Below are 14,574 nucleotides of genomic sequence, written 5' to 3'. Positions count from 1 at the left end.
GAGCATTGGAACCACCTGATCCCATCCCGAACTCAGCAGTGAAACGATGCATCGCCGATGGTAGTGTGGGGTTTCCCCATGTGAGAGTAGGTCATCGTCAAGATTAACTTCCGAAACCCCTATCTGCATCTGCAGGTAGGGGTTTTGTTTTGCGCGCAAGAAAAGCTGACTCGCTCCTATAAAAATTTGCACAGTTATTTTCGAACCAGAACACTAGAATGGACTCAATATTTTCCCGTGCCAGAGCCTTTTATGCCGGATCCGGTTGACCCCTCTGGGGTGTCAGATTTACCGCTGGACGACTTGGTGGCGTGCCACGAGTGTGATTTGCTGATGCGCAAGCCACAGCTCGCTCATGGTGAGAAAGCCCAATGTCCGCGTTGTGGTTATGAGTTGTATGCCCATCGACACAATGTCGTGGAGCGCAGCCTGGCCTTGGTCGTCACCGCATTGTTGTTGTATGTCCCTGCGAACTTTTTACCCATCATGCAGCTCAATCTCCTGGGGCATTCGTCGCGAGACACCGTCTGGAGTGGCGTTGTCGGTTTGTTCAATACCGGCATGCAAGGTGTAGCAGGCGTGGTGTTTCTTTGCAGTATGGGTATTCCGCTGCTCAAGCTGATCTGTCAGTTAGTCGTGCTGCTGAGTATTCGCTGGAATATCGGTCGCAGCTACGGCTTGTTGCTCTATCGCATTTATCACCATCTACGCGATTGGGGGATGCTCGAGGTCTACTTGATGGGGGTATTAGTGGCCATCGTCAAATTGGCAGACATGGCAGCGATCACCGTCGGCCTCGGCTTGGTGTGCTTTATCAGTTTGCTATTGGTTCAGGTCTGGCTGGAGGTGGTGATGTCGCCTCATCAAATCTGGCAAGCATTATCAGGAGAGGATGCTCATGCGGGCGATTGATGCAGGCATTCTGATTTGTGCCGAATGTCACGAGTTGAATAGGCAGGAGCCGGACAGCGATGAGCAGATCTGCACTCGCTGTGGTGCACTGGTTCATGCACGTCGCCCGAATAGCTTGAAACGCACCTGGGCGTTGCTAATTACAGCCGCGATTCTCTATGTACCGGCGAACCTGTTGCCGATCATGACGGTCACCTCTTTAGGCCAAGGCGATCCCAGTACCATCATGTCCGGTGTGATCCAGCTGGTTCAGCATGGGATGTTTCCGATCGCTGCCGTGGTATTTATCGCCAGCATTCTGGTCCCTACCTTCAAGTTGGTCGGAATCAGTTTGCTGCTGTTCTCGGTGCAACGCCATCAGCCGCTCTCGGCTCGCCAGCGCATCATTATGTATCGGTTTATTGAGTTCATTGGCCGCTGGTCAATGTTGGATATCTTCGTGATCGCCATTCTGGTGGCGGTGGTGAATTTTGGCCGGCTTGCCAGCATCGAGGCTAATCTCGGTGCGGTGGCGTTTTCCAGCGTGGTGATTTTGACAATGCTTGCAGCAGTAACTTTCGATCCCCGACTGATTTGGGATAACACGGAGTCGGACGACGACTATGACTGATTTGCCTAAAGCTAAAACTCGACCGGCTTCTAATTGGTCGGCCATTTGGGTTCTACCCCTCATTGCCTTGCTGATCGGCGGATGGCTGGGCTGGCGTGCCTACAATGAGACTGGTATAGAAATTCAGGTCCGCTTTGAAAGCGGCGAAGGCATTCAGGCGAACAAGACTGAAGTGGTCTACAAAGGCATGCCGGTGGGTAAGGTCAAAAAGCTGGCCCTTGATGACGAAGGCGATAATAAGGGAGTGATCGCCACCGTCGAGATGAACAAGGCTGTCGAGCAATACCTGAGGACCAGCACTCGCTTCTGGCTGGTCAAACCGAGCGTGACCCTGGCCGGGATTACCGGCCTGGAAACGCTGGTTTCGGGTAACTACATTGCTGTTAGTCCAGGGGAAGGTGAGTCGACCCGCAAGTTCAAGGCTTTGGCGAAAGAGCCGCCGTTATCGGATTCCAAACCTGGCCTGCACCTGACCATCAAGGCTGAGCGTCTGGGTTCGCTGAATCGCGGTAGCCCTGTGTTCTACAAGCAGATTCAGGTCGGTCAGGTTAAAAGCTATCTGTTGTCTGAAGACCAGAACACCGTCGAGATTAAAGTCTTTATTGAGCCGACCTACGCTAACCTGGTGCGCAAACACACACGTTTCTGGAATGCCAGCGGGATCAGCATCGATGCCAACCTGTCTGGGGTGAAAGTACACAGTGAGTCTCTGGCCAGCATTGTGGCGGGTGGTATCGCGTTCGCTACTCCGGAAAACCGCAAAGATAGTCCACCCACTGATCCGAGCCTGCCGTTTCGTCTCTATGAGAACTTCGATGCGGCTCAGGCCGGTATCCGGGTCAAGGTGAAGCTCAGCGACTTCGAAGGTTTGCAGGCTGGTCGCACACCCGTCATGTACAAGGGGATTCAGGTCGGTAGCTTAAAAGCCTTGAAGATAGATCCCGATCTGTCCAGCGCGAGTGCCGAATTGACCCTCGACCCGCTGGCCGAGGATTATCTGGTAGCAGGCACCCAATTCTGGGTGGTCAAACCGTCGATCTCGCTGGCCGGTATCACTGGTCTGGAAGCCTTGGTCAAAGGTAACTACATCGCGATCCGACCAGGTGACAAGGGCGGGGCACCGCAACGCGAGTTCGAGGCGCGAGCGAAGGCTCCGCCGCTGGACTTACGCTCTCCTGGCCTGCACATGGTGCTACTGACCGACAACCTGGGTTCATTGGAGGTCGGCAGCCCGATTCTCTACAAGCAGGTTAAAGTCGGTTCGGTGCAGAGTTATCAGTTCTCACGCAAACGCAAACAATTGGTCATTGGCGTCCATATCGAGAAAGAATATGAGGGACTGGTCAACGGCTCGACTCGATTCTGGAATGCTAGTGGCATCACGCTGTCGGGTGGTTTGACGGGCGGTATTCAAGTCAAAAGCGAATCGCTGCAAAGTCTGATGGCCGGCGGTATTGCTTTTGAAACCCCAGAGACGAACGTCCCTCTGAGCAAACGTATTCCACGTTTCCATCTGTATGCCAACCATGAAGAGGCGATGCAGAAGGGCACGCTTGTAACGATCAAGGTCGATCGGGCTGACGGCTTGCGCAGTGGCACGCCGATTCGCTTTAAGGGGCTGGATGTTGGCAAGGTTGAGGATGTCGATCTCAGTGATGATCTGCAGTCGGTATTGTTGACGGCGCGCATCACTGAGGTGCCAGAGCGGATTGCCCGCGTCGGCAGTCAGTTCTGGGTGGTGAAGCCGGAGCTGGGTCTGATCAAAACCTCCAATCTTGAAACGCTGGTCACCGGGCAATACCTGGAAGTTCAGCCGGCCGCGAAAAATCTTGGTCCGCAAAAGAGCTTTGTCGCTTTGGCCCAGCCACCGGAATCAGCAGTGTCCGAGGCTGGTCTGAGTCTGGTGTTGAGCGCCGCTCGTCGTGGGTCACTGAAGATCGGTGTACCGGTGACTTATCGAGAAGTGACCGTGGGTAAGGTGACTGGTTATGAGCTTGGCCAGACTGCGGACAGGGTGCTGATTCATGTTCTGATCGAGCCGAAGTACGCGCCATTGGTGCGCAGCGGCAGCCGATTCTGGAACAGCAGCGGTTTCGGTCTGGACATCGGCCTGTTCAAAGGCGCGACGGTGCGCACTGAATCCCTTGAGACGTTGATCCAGGGTGGTATCGCCTTCGCTACGCCGGAGGGCGAGCGCATGGGCAATCCAGCACGAGCGGAGCAGACCTTCCCGTTGTTCGACAAGTTTGAAGATGAGTGGCTGCTCTGGGCACCGAAAATTTCCCTCGGCAAATAAGTCCCAAACGGCAAGCACAAAAAAGGCCGCGATCATTTGATCGCGGCCTTTTTCGTTCCTGCGGTATCAGTTCAGGTCGAGTTAAGCCTCGTCCAGTTCCGCTTCAGCCGGTTCGACGTTGACGATGGCTTTCACCTCGTCATGCCGACGGATGTACTTCCAGTCCGCCTCATCGATGTAGATCCCGTTCGGTCCGCTGCCACCCTCCAGGTCGATGGCGACATGGGCGGAAACCTGCGGCTTCACGCTGGCCAGAATCGGGACGAAGCCCAGTTGCAGGCTGGTTTCCAGCAATGCAGCCTGGTTCTTCTCGTCGATGTCCGCCGCCTCGTCGAGGTAGTACGGCAGACGCACACGCCCGGCCTGATCGCGATCCATCAGGTGCAGCAACAAGTACATGTTGGTCAGCGCCTTGATGGTCATGGTCGTGCCGTTGGAGGCTGCGCCATCGATGTCGGTGTGAATGACCGGCTGGCCATTGACCTTGGTGATCTCGAACGCGAGCTCAAACAGGTCCTTGAGGCCCAGCTGGTTATGGTTCGCTGCCACCAGACGCGCCAGGTATTCCTTGGCTTCTTCGTTCTTGTTGTCCTGATCGGCGCTTTGGCTCAGATCGAACACCGAGAGGGTTTCGCCTTCTTCATACTGACCGGCGCTGTGGATGATCTGGTCGATATGTTTGAGCGCTTCCTTGTTCGGTGCCAGGACGATGCGGAAGCTTTGCAGGTTGGACACTTGACGCTTGTTGATCTCGCGGTTGAACAGGGCCAACTGGTGTTCGAGGCTGTCGTAGTCGCTGCGAATGTTGCGCAGCGTCCGGGCGATATCGGTGACCGCCGCACGGCGCGCCTTGCCCAGGGTCAGGGCTTCGTCGGTACGGTGCGCATACGCGTTGATCAGCAGCTGCAGGCGCCGCTCCATGTCGTCTTCGCTGTCGAACTTGGCCACGCCCTTGAGGCGCACCTGAGCATACAGCGCTTCGATCTGCCCATCGCTGCGCAGCAGGCCTTGCCAGCTGTCCTGATAGTCATTGAGCAGCGGCAGCAGGTTGTCCATGGAGTCGTCGACCGGCTCCATGAACGGCGTACCGAACGGCAGATTGGCTGGCAACAACTGACGGCGACGCAGGGCATCGTCGAGGGTACGCTGCTTGGCTTCCATGTCACCGATCTGCCGACCGACCAATTGCAGTTTGGCCGACAGTTGCTGGACGCGTTCTGTGAAGGCGTCGCTGGAGCGCTTCAGTTCATCCTGAGCGGCTTCCATCTGCGCCAGGTTCTCCAGCTTCTCGCCTTCCTCGGCGCTTAGTGTCTGTGACCGACGGAAGTCTTCCAGGGCTTTTTGCGCATCCAGCACTTGCTGATACAGCGCTTCGGTCTGGGTCTTGCTGGCTGCGCGGTCCGCCGCGACGGCCGCTTGAGTTTTCAGTTGCTTGAGTTCTTTTTCCAGACGCTCTTTCTGATCGCGCAACGCGGCGCGGTCGGCCAAGGCCTGCAGCGCTGGCGGCTCGATGTGCGACAGATCAATGGACAGGCCCGGCACTTCGAAGCGCTCGCCCTTGAAGCCATCCAGAATCAGCTCCATGGATTTGACCCACTCGCCGTTCTCGTCCAGCGCGATGCCGTGCTCGCCCAGCGGCAAACTGAACAGCGCGCTATTGAACAGGCGCATCAGGCGCTCGACGTCTTGTTGCGAAAATTCCTCGCGCAGACGGGCATAGCTGTTGTTGTCGGCGTGATCGAGTTGCTGCTTGACCGACTTCAGGCGTTTTTCAAGATCCCGCAGACGCTCTTCCAGATCTTCGGCACTGAACTGCCGAGACTGCGCAAGGGCACCGGCCAATTCATCGTGAGCATCCTTGGCGGCCAACAGTTGCTGCTCCAGCACCTTCACGTCATCGACCAGCGCGAAGCGATGCTTGAGCACCGACAGTTCGCCGAGCCAGCGCTGGATGCCGCTGATTTCCCGCTCCAGACGCATCAGTTCCTGAGTGCCGCCGCGCTGGTCGTTTTGTAGGGCGTCCTGCTCATTGCGGTAGTGCTCGGATTGAATTAGCAGTTCTTCCTTGCGCGCACTGGCGTAGTCCGACCAGGTGCCGAGCAACGAGTCGAGCAGTGGCGACAGGCGATGCAGCTTGCCGCGCAGAATGTTGCGCTGCGTGACGCCAGCGGCCAAGGCTTCGACCAAGGGACCTGCGGTGACCAGCGAGTTGTAGTCTTGTTCCATCCGCCGCACGTCACGGAAGGCTTCTTCGCAGGCGGCGATGTAGTCGACGCTACCGGAACGCAGGCTGTGCTCGAAGGCGTCGAGGAACAGTTGCTTGAGCTTGGCTGCAGTGATTTCGCGCATGTGCAGCAGGTTGATGAACAGCGCGCGGAAGGTCTTGAGGCTCTGTTCACTGGTGGAGCGCAGCGGGATCAGCGTCAGGTCCAGCGGAATCGAGGTGTGGCCGCCTACCAGCAATCGACGCAGTTCTTCGGGCTTGAGCTCGTAGGCTTTCAGACCCTGGCGCTCGAGATTGGTGAACAGTTCTTTCTGCCGCAGACAGGTGTCGTCTTTCTGGTAATGCGCCAGGTCCAGTTTGCCAGCGTAAGCAAAAAACTGGTGACCGAAACCACCGCCCGGGCCGCGCCCGACCACGCCGATCACGTGCGGACCGTGGGGCAGGGAGACTTCGACGAGGATGTAGCTGGTGTCCGAAGCAAAATAGAAGCGCCGGGACTGCTCCAGGCTGTACTTGCCGAAGCTCATGTCTGACATGCGGGCCAGAATCGGGAACTGCAAGGCGTTGATCGAAGCGGATTTACCGAGGTTGTTCGCGCCGTACACCGACAGCGGGTGCTCCAGCGGGAACAGCCCTAGACTGTAACCCGCAGTGTTCAGCAGGGCAAAGCGGCGAATGCCATAGCGTTCCTGGCTCATGCGTCGATCTCCTGTTCATCGGCAATGGCGCGGGCCAGTGCGAGTTCTTCGCTTTCTTCCTCGCTCTCCACCTTGAATGCGCTTAGATCCAGCGGATCATCGGTTGTTAACAGTTTTTCGTCGCTGTCGTCATCGATCAGCACCGGTGTCGGCAATGGCAACACGCTGTGTAGGCTGGCGGCCAAATCGCGGTCCTGCTGGACCGACAGGCAGACGTCGAGGAAGCGGTGCATCGGTGGCAGGAAGCGGTAGATGCCGTTTTCTTCGCTGGCGAAGCCGAGCTGGGTCATGCGGCGCATGATTTTCTCTTCCAGCTCTTCCTGGGTCTGCACTTCGGCCTGAATGAACAGGTCGCGGTATTTTTCCAGCAATGACGGCAGTTCATCACGGCCAAGGCTGCCACCATCGAGGACCGCAACCGGGTCGCGGCCCTGATCCGCCAAATGTTCGACGATGATGAAGGTGAACAGTGCCAGACGTTGCGCGGTCTTGTTCACCGCGGCACCAGCCTGGTCCGGTACAAAGTAGTAGAAACCACGGGTGTCGCAGACCAACTCGAAGCCCAACGCCTTGAACAGCGTGCGGTATTGATCCTGGAAGTTCGACAGTTGCGCGTACAGCTCAGGATCGCGGCGGCTGACGTGGTAACCCTTGAGCAGCTCGCGAAAGATCGGTGCCAGCTGGGACAATTCGGATAGATCAAGATGCATGAGGAGTGCTCGCAGAATTCTCGGACGCATCAATGCCGGCCGAGAGCAGGGCGAAGGAGCGCAGGCTGACCTGGTGCTCATGAGTGTGGTAATCGCGGCGCTCGAGGCGCTCGCGTTTAAAGCGTTTCTCCCGCGAGAGGCGCGAGAACCAGTACAGCAATTCGTCGGTGGCGCCGTCCGGTTCCTGCTCCAGCAGCCAGGTCATCAGGTCCGGCATTGGCAGAGCGTCTTCGCAGCGTTCGAGCATTTCGCGAACGGTGCGTGGTGCACGCGGGGCCTCGCCCTTTTGAGTCTTGTGGGCCTTGGGAAAACGCGTCGGTTTGGGCTCGAAACGAGCCAGGGCGTAAACATAGGCTTCGACCTGACTGGCGCTGCCGAGGAAGGTGCTTTGCGGCCGGGTGAACATCGGCATCGCCGCTTGCGGCACCGCATCGATACCTTTGCGACGAATGGCCGACAGCGCAAGAGCTGCACCGCGGGTTACGGCGTTGTGCCGGCGAGCTTCTTCGCGCAACGGCAGCAGCAGTTCCCGGGCGTGACGCAGGGTCAACTGGGCGCTGGTCTGCATTTCAAGGATGCGCGCGTGGGTGCGCAGCAGCATGTCGTCATCGACCAGGTGGCCGAGGCGCTGCTGTTCGCTGAGCATGCGCAGCAGCACGTTCTCGACCTTGCGCACGCCTTGCTCGAAAGCGCCGTCAGCATTGACCAACTGGATCATTGGCTCGACGTATTCGTCCCAGGTCGCCAGAACTTCGGCGTAGCGCTGGCGCAACGGAATCTGCCGGTCGCTGGTTTTGGCCCGCTCGGCGACCGCCACCAGGGCCTGTTCATCGTTGGCGAGTTTCTTCAGGACATCCCGTACGCGCATGTCCAGCAAGCGCAACTGGCGCGCCAGGTCACTGCCGTCGCGGATGTCGAAGGCATCCTGGATATAACCGGCCAACCGCTCCAGATGGCGCAGATAGGCTTCGATTTCCAGGCACAGGCCCAAACGGTGTTCACGTCGCAGGTAGGCGAGGAAGTCGTGGATCTGCGCATTCAGCTCGAAACGGTTCGGGCTTTTCGCCACGGGAACCAGAATATCCAGGCGGATCCACACGTCCAGCAGACTGGTGATGTCCTGTGGCGTGCTGTCCAATTGCTGAGCGGCCAGCTGTGAACGCAGTTCGTTGAGGCTCAAAGTGCCTTGGTCGAAGTGCTCGCACAGTGGCTCCAGAAGTGCCCAGTGTTCGGCGAGGGCGCGCAAGACGCGCTTGGGTTCGATCATGGGAAAGGCCGGCTGGTTGGCGATTAAAAGCGGCGATTGTACTGCATCGGACGGGTCGCGCTTCACCCCCGGTCTCTTGATGAGACGGACAGTCGGTTTTCTATCGATCAACTGCGGGCGATCTTGGGCGAAGGGCGGTAGAATCCCTCATCTTTAGTTATCCACAAGTGGCCGACCTTTGCTTATCGAGTCCCGTCGCCGCGCTTATTTGACCGCCATGCAGGTGGTCAATTGGCTGCCGCGCACCGAATTACCGTTTGCCGCGCCGTCGCGTCCAGAGCTGCTGGTGATGCCTGAGCCGCTGGTCGAGCCGGTTGCGCTTGCTCCGTTCGCTAAAGCGGCCGCCGAACCTGTGGCCAAGCCTGTCGAACGGGCGAAGATCGAAGTGCCAAGGCCGACGGTTGCAGTCGCCAGCAAACCGGTGAAAGAGGCCGAAGCCGCGCCAGCTCCGGTCAAGGCGCCGCACGTGCCGCAACCGCGTTTCGCCTTGCAACTGCTGCGGGCCGGTGCTTGCCTGCTGCTGGTGGAGTTACCCACAGGCGAAGCTTTTCAGACGCGCGATCCGGCCTATTTATTGCTCAAAGACATGCTGCGCGCCGCCGGCCTGCCGGACAGTCCGCAAATCGTTGGTGAGCCGGTGCGCTGGCCATTGCTGGTGCGCGGCACGATGGATCAAGGCCCTGAGGCCGCTCGTGACTTTGTGCAAGGTTTTGTTTCTGCACGCCTCGAGGACGCGCCCTGCGTCTGTCTGTGGCTGATCGGCCTGCCAGCCGTGCGTTTTGCCGGTGAAACGAACGCGCAATCCTACAACCGAGAACTTCAAGTCGAAGGTCTGGGCTCGGTCTGGGCGCTGCCCGGCCTGGAACTATTAATGGAAGAGCCACAGCGTAAGGCTGATATCTGGCAAGCCATGCGTCGGCTGATGGCGCGCTGGAAAAGTAATGATGAGTGATGCTGTAACGTTTCGTCCGATGACCGAGGCGGACCTCGACGCTGTACTGAAAATCGAATACGCGGCGTTCAGCCATCCCTGGACCCGTGGGATTTTTCTTGATGGCTTGGGCAAGTACCAGATCTGGCTGATGTTCGAAGGCGAGCAACAGGTGGGGCACGGCGTTGTTCAGATAATCCTTGATGAAGCGCATCTGCTGAACATTACCGTCAAACCGGAAAGCCAGGGTCGCGGCCTCGGCTTGCAGCTACTGGAGCACTTGATGTCACGCGCTTACGATGCAAGGGCCCGGGAATGCTTCCTCGAGCTTCGCGACAGCAACCGGGCGGCATTCAAGCTGTATGAGCGCTACGGTTTCAATGAAATCGGCCGCCGACGCGATTACTACCCGGCAGTCGGTGGGCGAGAAGATGCCGTGGTCATGGCTTGCACGTTGGTCGACTAGATAAAAATCTCCTACAGGTTGGGCGCTTTTGTGGCGATGCCGGTGGACTACCGATTACCATTCACAGGATCACGTTCCGCCATTTCGGCTTCATCCAGACCATTGCCGCCGCCGATGTCGTCTTCATCGACGATGCTCAGGTCCCAGTCGGCGGGATCGCTTTCACCGGCTTCATTGCCGTCGCGCGCTCCGTCTTCACGGATCATGGTTTCAATGCTGAGGTCGTCATCGGTTGATTCATGATCCAGCGTCGTGGCGCCGCTCATGCCGGCTTCATGGCCGCGCTTGGGCGGTGGGTCCCGCTGACGTTCGCTCTCAGGTGACAGCTCTGCGATGCGGTCGCTGGACTCATCTTCATCGAAGTGCAGCTCCGCCATTGAGCCCATCCGATCTTCGTCATCATCGATCGACTCGGGTTGCGGAGCGCCATAGGGACGTCGTGATTCGGTCATGGCAGTTACTCATAATGTGGGCCTATAGGGTGGACAGGCGCTACCCTTTAAGATTCCACCGTATTTCTCCGTTTGGCTACCTGCACGCTGAACGTGACCCCGACCGGCGGTCGTCTGTCAAAGCAGCACATCATTCTTGAGGCTTCATAGCATGAACGAACTACAAGATCTGATTGATAACAATGAGCGCTGGGCCGATGCGATCAAGCAGGAAGATCCTGACTTCTTTGCCAAGCTGGCTCGCCAGCAAACCCCTGAATATCTATGGATCGGTTGTTCGGACGCCCGCGTGCCGGCCAACGAGATCGTCGGCATGCTGCCCGGTGACCTGTTCGTACACCGCAACGTGGCCAACGTGGTGCTGCACACCGACCTCAACTGCCTGTCGGTGATCCAGTACGCCGTGGATGTACTCAAGGTCAAACATATCCTGGTCACCGGCCACTATGGTTGTGGCGGTGTGCGCGCTTCTATGCAGGATCGTCAGTTGGGCCTGATCGACGGCTGGCTGCGTTCGATTCGCGACCTTTACTACGAACACCGTGAAGCGCTGGCCCTGCTGCCTACAGAAGAAGAGCGGGTCGACCGTCTCTGCGAGCTGAATGTGATCCAGCAAGTGGCCAACGTCGGCCACACCAGCATTGTGCAAAACGCCTGGCATCGCGGGCAGAGCCTGTCGGTCCACGGTTGCATCTATGGCATCAAGGATGGCCGCTGGAAAAGCCTGAACGCGACCATCAGTGGCTTTGAGCAGCTGCCGCCGCAGTATCGACTGCGCCCGGTCGGGGCGATTTAACGTTCGTCGCTCAACAAAGGCTGTGTCTGTGATCCGACAGTAGATATCGGCTCCATCCTGCGGCAGCAAAGGCTGACGCAGGCGTGGACGGCTGGTTTTACAGGTGCGAAGTAGCCACCGAAGGCGCCGGTGCGGGGGCTTTCAGGCTGTTCAGCTGAGATTTGATTGGCGTTGTCGAGCACTTGGCCTGAGCTTGCTCGGGCGTAAGATTGCGGATTGAGGTGTAGAACAGATCGCAGGTTTGCTCTTTCTGGGTCACTTGCCAGGTTTGCGTACAGCTTTTCAACTGCGCATCCGGATTGCTTCCTGGTTTGCTGCCCATCCCGGCCTGCCAGCACGCGGCACTCAAATCCTGTCCCATGACTTTCAAACCGGCGGCATCGGCCTTGGCTTCATCGCCGTCATAGGTCGCAGGGTCTGCCGCGTACCAGATATAGCTTGGGTGATTGGAGCCCAGAACCGGCACCTTCACGCCCTCGGTCGGGCTGATCTCTGCCAGGCCCAGCACACTGACGGTGACGCCATATTGTTGCTTGATCCAGTTACGCACCGGCGCGCCGAAGGCAACCATCGGCAAGGCCGCGCCGCTGGCGTTCTGGCTGACTTCCTTGACCATGGTGGTCTGGTAGTCCTTGAAGTAGTCGTAGACGCCTTCCAGGTCTTTGCCCGCGGTTGAAGGCGCGGCAATCGGTGCGATGTCGATGATGGTCTGGTAGCCCGGCGTCTGCTCGGCGGCAATACCGTTGGCCGTCAACAACGTGGCCCAGCGATCGGTGGTTTTCGATTCCAGATAGTCCTGCGCTTGGGTCAGTGAGTAATCCGGCGGGAAGTGCAGCAACTCGACACTCTTGCGGTTCTCCAGCGCCATTCCCAGCGGCAGGAACAGATACCAGCTATAAGCCCACTTGCCGTCGGCGTTCAGTTTGCTCGCGCCGTTGTAGGCCAGGTCTCCGGCATCCAGCAGCGCCGCAAGAGGCTTTTCATAACCGGCGGGTACGCCGCTGATCGCCGCGTAAAGCTGATCGTTGTCGGTTTTGACGCTTACTTTCGCCGCGCTGTAGCCATCGCGCTGCACGCTTTGGGTCAAGTAGTGCTCGACGGTTTGCTCCAGCGTCCAGTTGCGGAAGCAAATGACATCGCAGTTGTTGGGGTAGGCAAACAGCCGGGTGACGCGCTCGGTGCTGCCCAGCTTCAAATCCACATCGGCGTGGGCGGCGGCACTCAGGGTGAGGGCGGCAAGGGTGAGTCCTGCGAGTTTGAACATGCTCATATCCTTTTCAGCGTGGGCCCTCGGAGGCGGGGCGGATACATACTGAAACCTGTTGTGCCGGGTGGTCCAGTCCCGGCACGAAAAGATCCCAAATCCGCAGTAATCAATCAGCCCGGAAAGTGCAGCGCATTAGTCAAATCCCCCATGGCTTGCTGGCCCCGGGCAATCATTGCCTCATCTCGCAGTTTGATCCCCTCGAGGGTCTCCAGCTGAAACACCCGGGTAATCAGCCGCAGGATCGACGCTGTGTCATAGACCGTGTGATCCACCGTGCCCTTGCGGGAGAAAGGTGAAATCACCAGCGCCGGTATACGCGTTCCCGGCCCCCAACGATCGCCTTTGGGCGGGGCAACGTGGTCCCACCAGCCGCCGTTTTCGTCGACCGTGATCACCACCACCATGTTTTTCCATTGCGGGCTTTGCTGCAGCACTTTCAGCGCCCGGACGATATGCCGGTCGCCAGACGCCACATCGGCATATCCAGCGTGCATGTTCAGGTTGCCCTGGGGTTTGTAGAACGTGACCGCCGGCAGCTTGCCGGCTTCGGCGTCAGCGAAAAACTTGTTGGTGCTCGACTCATCGCCCAAACCGCCATCGCGCAGGCGCTTGCTGCGTTCAATGGGGTTTTCAGGGCCCAGGCTTTTGAAATAGTTGAGCGGCTGGTGGTGATACTGGAAGTTCGGAATCTTCGGAATGCCACCTGAATCCTTGTATGCATCGATCGTTGCTTGCCACGCGCCGCCGTACCAGGCCCAGTCGACGTTTTTCTTCGAGAGCTTGTCGCCGATATGCTCGTGAGTCTGTGGGACGAGGACGCTCGGCAAGTCGGCTTTTGCGTAGTCCGGGCGCTCGGGATCGCGGATCCAGGTTGGCCAGTAGGGTGGCGCCATGGTGTTCACGGCATAACCGTCGGGCGTCAGCAGGCTGGGGCCGAATTGCGGTGGCCCGATCATGGCGCTGGCGGGCGACTGTTCCAATGGTTTGAGGCGTGTGTCCGTCGGGTCATCACTCTGCAGCGTGGCAATCTGTACCTTGGCCACCGAGTTGGCGGCGTCGGGATAAAAAGGCACCTGGGCACTGATCAGATACTGATGGTTCAGGTACGAGCCACCGAAAGCGCCCTGGAAAAAGTTATCGCAGAGCACGAACTCTCTGGCGACATCCCACAAGCGTAATGAGTAGCGGGTCTGGGCGTAATGGCCGAAGGTCAGGCCACCGGAATCTGCCCACGCCACAAAGTGGTCGTTCTTGCCGCCATTGATTTGCATCTGGTTCTGATAGAACACATGCCATAGGTCGCGAGTCACCAGGCCCAGCGGCAAGTCTTCGCCTTGGGGGCCTTTGAGGGCGAATGGTGCATTGGGCAAACTTTCCTGAAATTGCGTGCCGCTGGGGTACGTCACGCCATCGAGGGTTTGCGGGCCGACCTGGGTCACGCCGCCCCAAACCGGTGGCAGGCTCGACAACACACTGCCGTCACGGTCCCGTTGCAGGTACTGCTCCGGCTTGAGCGCGGACAGCGGGCTTTCGACACCGGGAAAATCCGCAAACAGGTTGTTGAAGCTGCGATTTTCACCGTAGATCACCACAACGTTTTTCACCTGATCGTGCAGGGCCTTGTCCAGTTCGGCGGGCGACAATGGCCGTTCGGCAGATTTGCCCGGTGTATCGTCATTACTGCCGCAGGCGCTCAGCGTCGCGCCAACCCCTAGAACTGCAACGCCGCCCAGGAAGCGGCGGCGGCTGGTATCGGTAGGGGCATCTGTTTCAGGAGGTAGCGTGCCATTGCCTTCTTTTTCGTCACTCATTCCAGGTCCCTGCTCGCTAAGTCGTCAATTCGTTACAAAGTATTTCGGTCGCAAGGTAGCAACCGACGATGACGGGAAGACTACAGGGAAGCGTTAGAGCAGTGGACCTGGCGTTCCATTTACGCGCGAATGGT

At 58.4% G+C, this 14,574-nt stretch carries 12 protein-coding genes and 1 rRNA gene; 7 read left to right on the top strand and 6 right to left on the bottom strand.

Features of this window, described 5'->3' with window-relative positions:
- From rrf to ACN1C3_RS21630, 4 genes are all read left to right on the top strand, one after another.
- Positions 1-103, top strand: a 5S ribosomal RNA gene (rrf, locus tag ACN1C3_RS21645); the annotation flags it as partial.
- A 149-nt stretch (positions 104-252) separates the two neighbouring features.
- Positions 253-912, top strand: a complete 660-nt coding sequence (locus ACN1C3_RS21640; protein ID WP_419117800.1) for a paraquat-inducible protein A — start codon at positions 253-255, stop codon at positions 910-912.
- Positions 899-1,522 (top strand): paraquat-inducible protein A, encoded by a 624-nt coding sequence (locus ACN1C3_RS21635; protein ID WP_419117791.1) that lies wholly within the window; start codon positions 899-901, stop codon positions 1,520-1,522. Before ACN1C3_RS21640 ends, ACN1C3_RS21635 begins: the two co-directional genes overlap by 14 nt.
- On the top strand, positions 1,515-3,818 hold the full coding sequence (locus ACN1C3_RS21630) for an MlaD family protein (protein ID WP_419117790.1): 2,304 nt from the start codon (positions 1,515-1,517) through the stop codon (positions 3,816-3,818). The genes ACN1C3_RS21635 and ACN1C3_RS21630 overlap by 8 nt, the downstream gene beginning before the upstream one ends.
- 81 nt (positions 3,819-3,899) lie before the next feature.
- On the opposite strand, the gene mksF is transcribed toward ACN1C3_RS21630, so the two are convergent.
- Genes mksF through mksB form a run of 3 tightly spaced genes read right to left on the bottom strand, consistent with a single transcriptional unit; the run spans position 3,900 to position 8,717 of the window.
- Entirely contained in the window at positions 3,900-6,740 is a 2,841-nt protein-coding gene (gene mksF, locus ACN1C3_RS21625; protein WP_419117789.1) for an Mks condensin complex protein MksF, read from the bottom strand.
- On the bottom strand, positions 6,737-7,450 hold the full coding sequence (gene mksE / locus ACN1C3_RS21620; RefSeq protein WP_419117788.1) for an Mks condensin complex protein MksE: 714 nt from the start codon (positions 7,448-7,450) through the stop codon (positions 6,737-6,739). Before mksE ends, mksF begins: the two co-directional genes overlap by 4 nt.
- Positions 7,440-8,717 carry an Mks condensin complex protein MksB gene (gene mksB / locus ACN1C3_RS21615; RefSeq protein WP_419117799.1) on the bottom strand — a complete coding sequence of 426 codons (1,278 nt, stop codon included), beginning with the start codon at positions 8,715-8,717 and terminating at the stop codon, positions 7,440-7,442. Before mksB ends, mksE begins: the two co-directional genes overlap by 11 nt.
- A 217-nt stretch (positions 8,718-8,934) precedes the next feature.
- Between mksB and ACN1C3_RS21610 the strand changes: the two genes are divergently transcribed.
- Together ACN1C3_RS21610 and rimI are read left to right on the top strand one after the other, a co-directional pair.
- Positions 8,935-9,669: an energy transducer TonB gene (locus ACN1C3_RS21610; RefSeq protein WP_419117798.1), complete on the top strand. Its 735-nt coding sequence runs from the start codon at positions 8,935-8,937 to the stop codon at positions 9,667-9,669.
- Positions 9,662-10,114 carry a ribosomal protein S18-alanine N-acetyltransferase gene (gene rimI / locus ACN1C3_RS21605; protein WP_419117787.1) on the top strand — a complete coding sequence of 151 codons (453 nt, stop codon included), beginning with the start codon at positions 9,662-9,664 and terminating at the stop codon, positions 10,112-10,114. Before ACN1C3_RS21610 ends, rimI begins: the two co-directional genes overlap by 8 nt.
- A gap of 47 nt (positions 10,115-10,161) precedes the next feature.
- Here rimI and ACN1C3_RS21600 read toward each other — a convergent pair whose 3' ends face one another.
- Entirely contained in the window at positions 10,162-10,566 is a 405-nt protein-coding gene (locus ACN1C3_RS21600) for a serine kinase/phosphatase (RefSeq protein ID WP_419117786.1), read from the bottom strand.
- A 151-nt stretch (positions 10,567-10,717) separates the two neighbouring features.
- On the opposite strand from ACN1C3_RS21600, the gene can reads away from it, so the two are divergent.
- Positions 10,718-11,362 carry a carbonate dehydratase gene (gene can / locus ACN1C3_RS21595; RefSeq protein ID WP_419117785.1) on the top strand — a complete coding sequence of 215 codons (645 nt, stop codon included), beginning with the start codon at positions 10,718-10,720 and terminating at the stop codon, positions 11,360-11,362.
- Positions 11,363-11,459: 97 nt separating this feature from the next.
- On the opposite strand, the gene ACN1C3_RS21590 is transcribed toward can, so the two are convergent.
- Both ACN1C3_RS21590 and ACN1C3_RS21585 read right to left on the bottom strand, forming a co-directional pair.
- Positions 11,460-12,626 (bottom strand): hypothetical protein, encoded by a 1,167-nt coding sequence (locus tag ACN1C3_RS21590; RefSeq protein WP_419117784.1) that lies wholly within the window; start codon positions 12,624-12,626, stop codon positions 11,460-11,462.
- Between the two features lie 113 nt (positions 12,627-12,739).
- A complete protein-coding gene (locus ACN1C3_RS21585; protein ID WP_419117783.1) occupies positions 12,740-14,440 on the bottom strand; it encodes an acid phosphatase in 1,701 nt (566 codons plus the stop codon).
- Between the last annotated feature and the right edge of the window lie 134 nt (positions 14,441-14,574).

Source organism: Pseudomonas sp. H11T01 (assembly GCF_048515765.1).
Classification (GTDB): Bacteria; Pseudomonadota; Gammaproteobacteria; order Pseudomonadales; family Pseudomonadaceae; genus Aquipseudomonas.
The sequence above is the reverse complement of the archived record's forward strand: the minus strand, read 5'-3'. Positions and strand labels throughout refer to the sequence as shown.

What these genes read in the sequence shown, in the direction of transcription:
- ACN1C3_RS21640 (WP_419117800.1), top strand. Translation starts at nt 253, where the DNA reads ATGCCGGATCCGGTTGACCCCTCTGGGGTGTCAGATTTACCGCTGGAC.
- ACN1C3_RS21635 (WP_419117791.1), top strand. Translation starts at nt 899, where the DNA reads ATGCGGGCGATTGATGCAGGCATTCTGATTTGTGCCGAATGTCACGAG.
- ACN1C3_RS21630 (WP_419117790.1), top strand. Translation starts at nt 1,515, where the DNA reads ATGACTGATTTGCCTAAAGCTAAAACTCGACCGGCTTCTAATTGGTCG.
- mksF (WP_419117789.1), bottom strand. Translation starts at nt 6,740, where the DNA reads ATGAGCCAGGAACGCTATGGCATTCGCCGCTTTGCCCTGCTGAACACT.
- mksE (WP_419117788.1), bottom strand. Translation starts at nt 7,450, where the DNA reads ATGCATCTTGATCTATCCGAATTGTCCCAGCTGGCACCGATCTTTCGC.
- mksB (WP_419117799.1), bottom strand. Translation starts at nt 8,717, where the DNA reads ATGATCGAACCCAAGCGCGTCTTGCGCGCCCTCGCCGAACACTGGGCA.
- ACN1C3_RS21610 (WP_419117798.1), top strand. Translation starts at nt 8,935, where the DNA reads ATGCAGGTGGTCAATTGGCTGCCGCGCACCGAATTACCGTTTGCCGCG.
- rimI (WP_419117787.1), top strand. Translation starts at nt 9,662, where the DNA reads ATGAGTGATGCTGTAACGTTTCGTCCGATGACCGAGGCGGACCTCGAC.
- ACN1C3_RS21600 (WP_419117786.1), bottom strand. Translation starts at nt 10,566, where the DNA reads ATGACCGAATCACGACGTCCCTATGGCGCTCCGCAACCCGAGTCGATC.
- can (WP_419117785.1), top strand. Translation starts at nt 10,718, where the DNA reads ATGAACGAACTACAAGATCTGATTGATAACAATGAGCGCTGGGCCGAT.
- ACN1C3_RS21590 (WP_419117784.1), bottom strand. Translation starts at nt 12,626, where the DNA reads ATGTTCAAACTCGCAGGACTCACCCTTGCCGCCCTCACCCTGAGTGCC.
- ACN1C3_RS21585 (WP_419117783.1), bottom strand. Translation starts at nt 14,440, where the DNA reads ATGAGTGACGAAAAAGAAGGCAATGGCACGCTACCTCCTGAAACAGAT.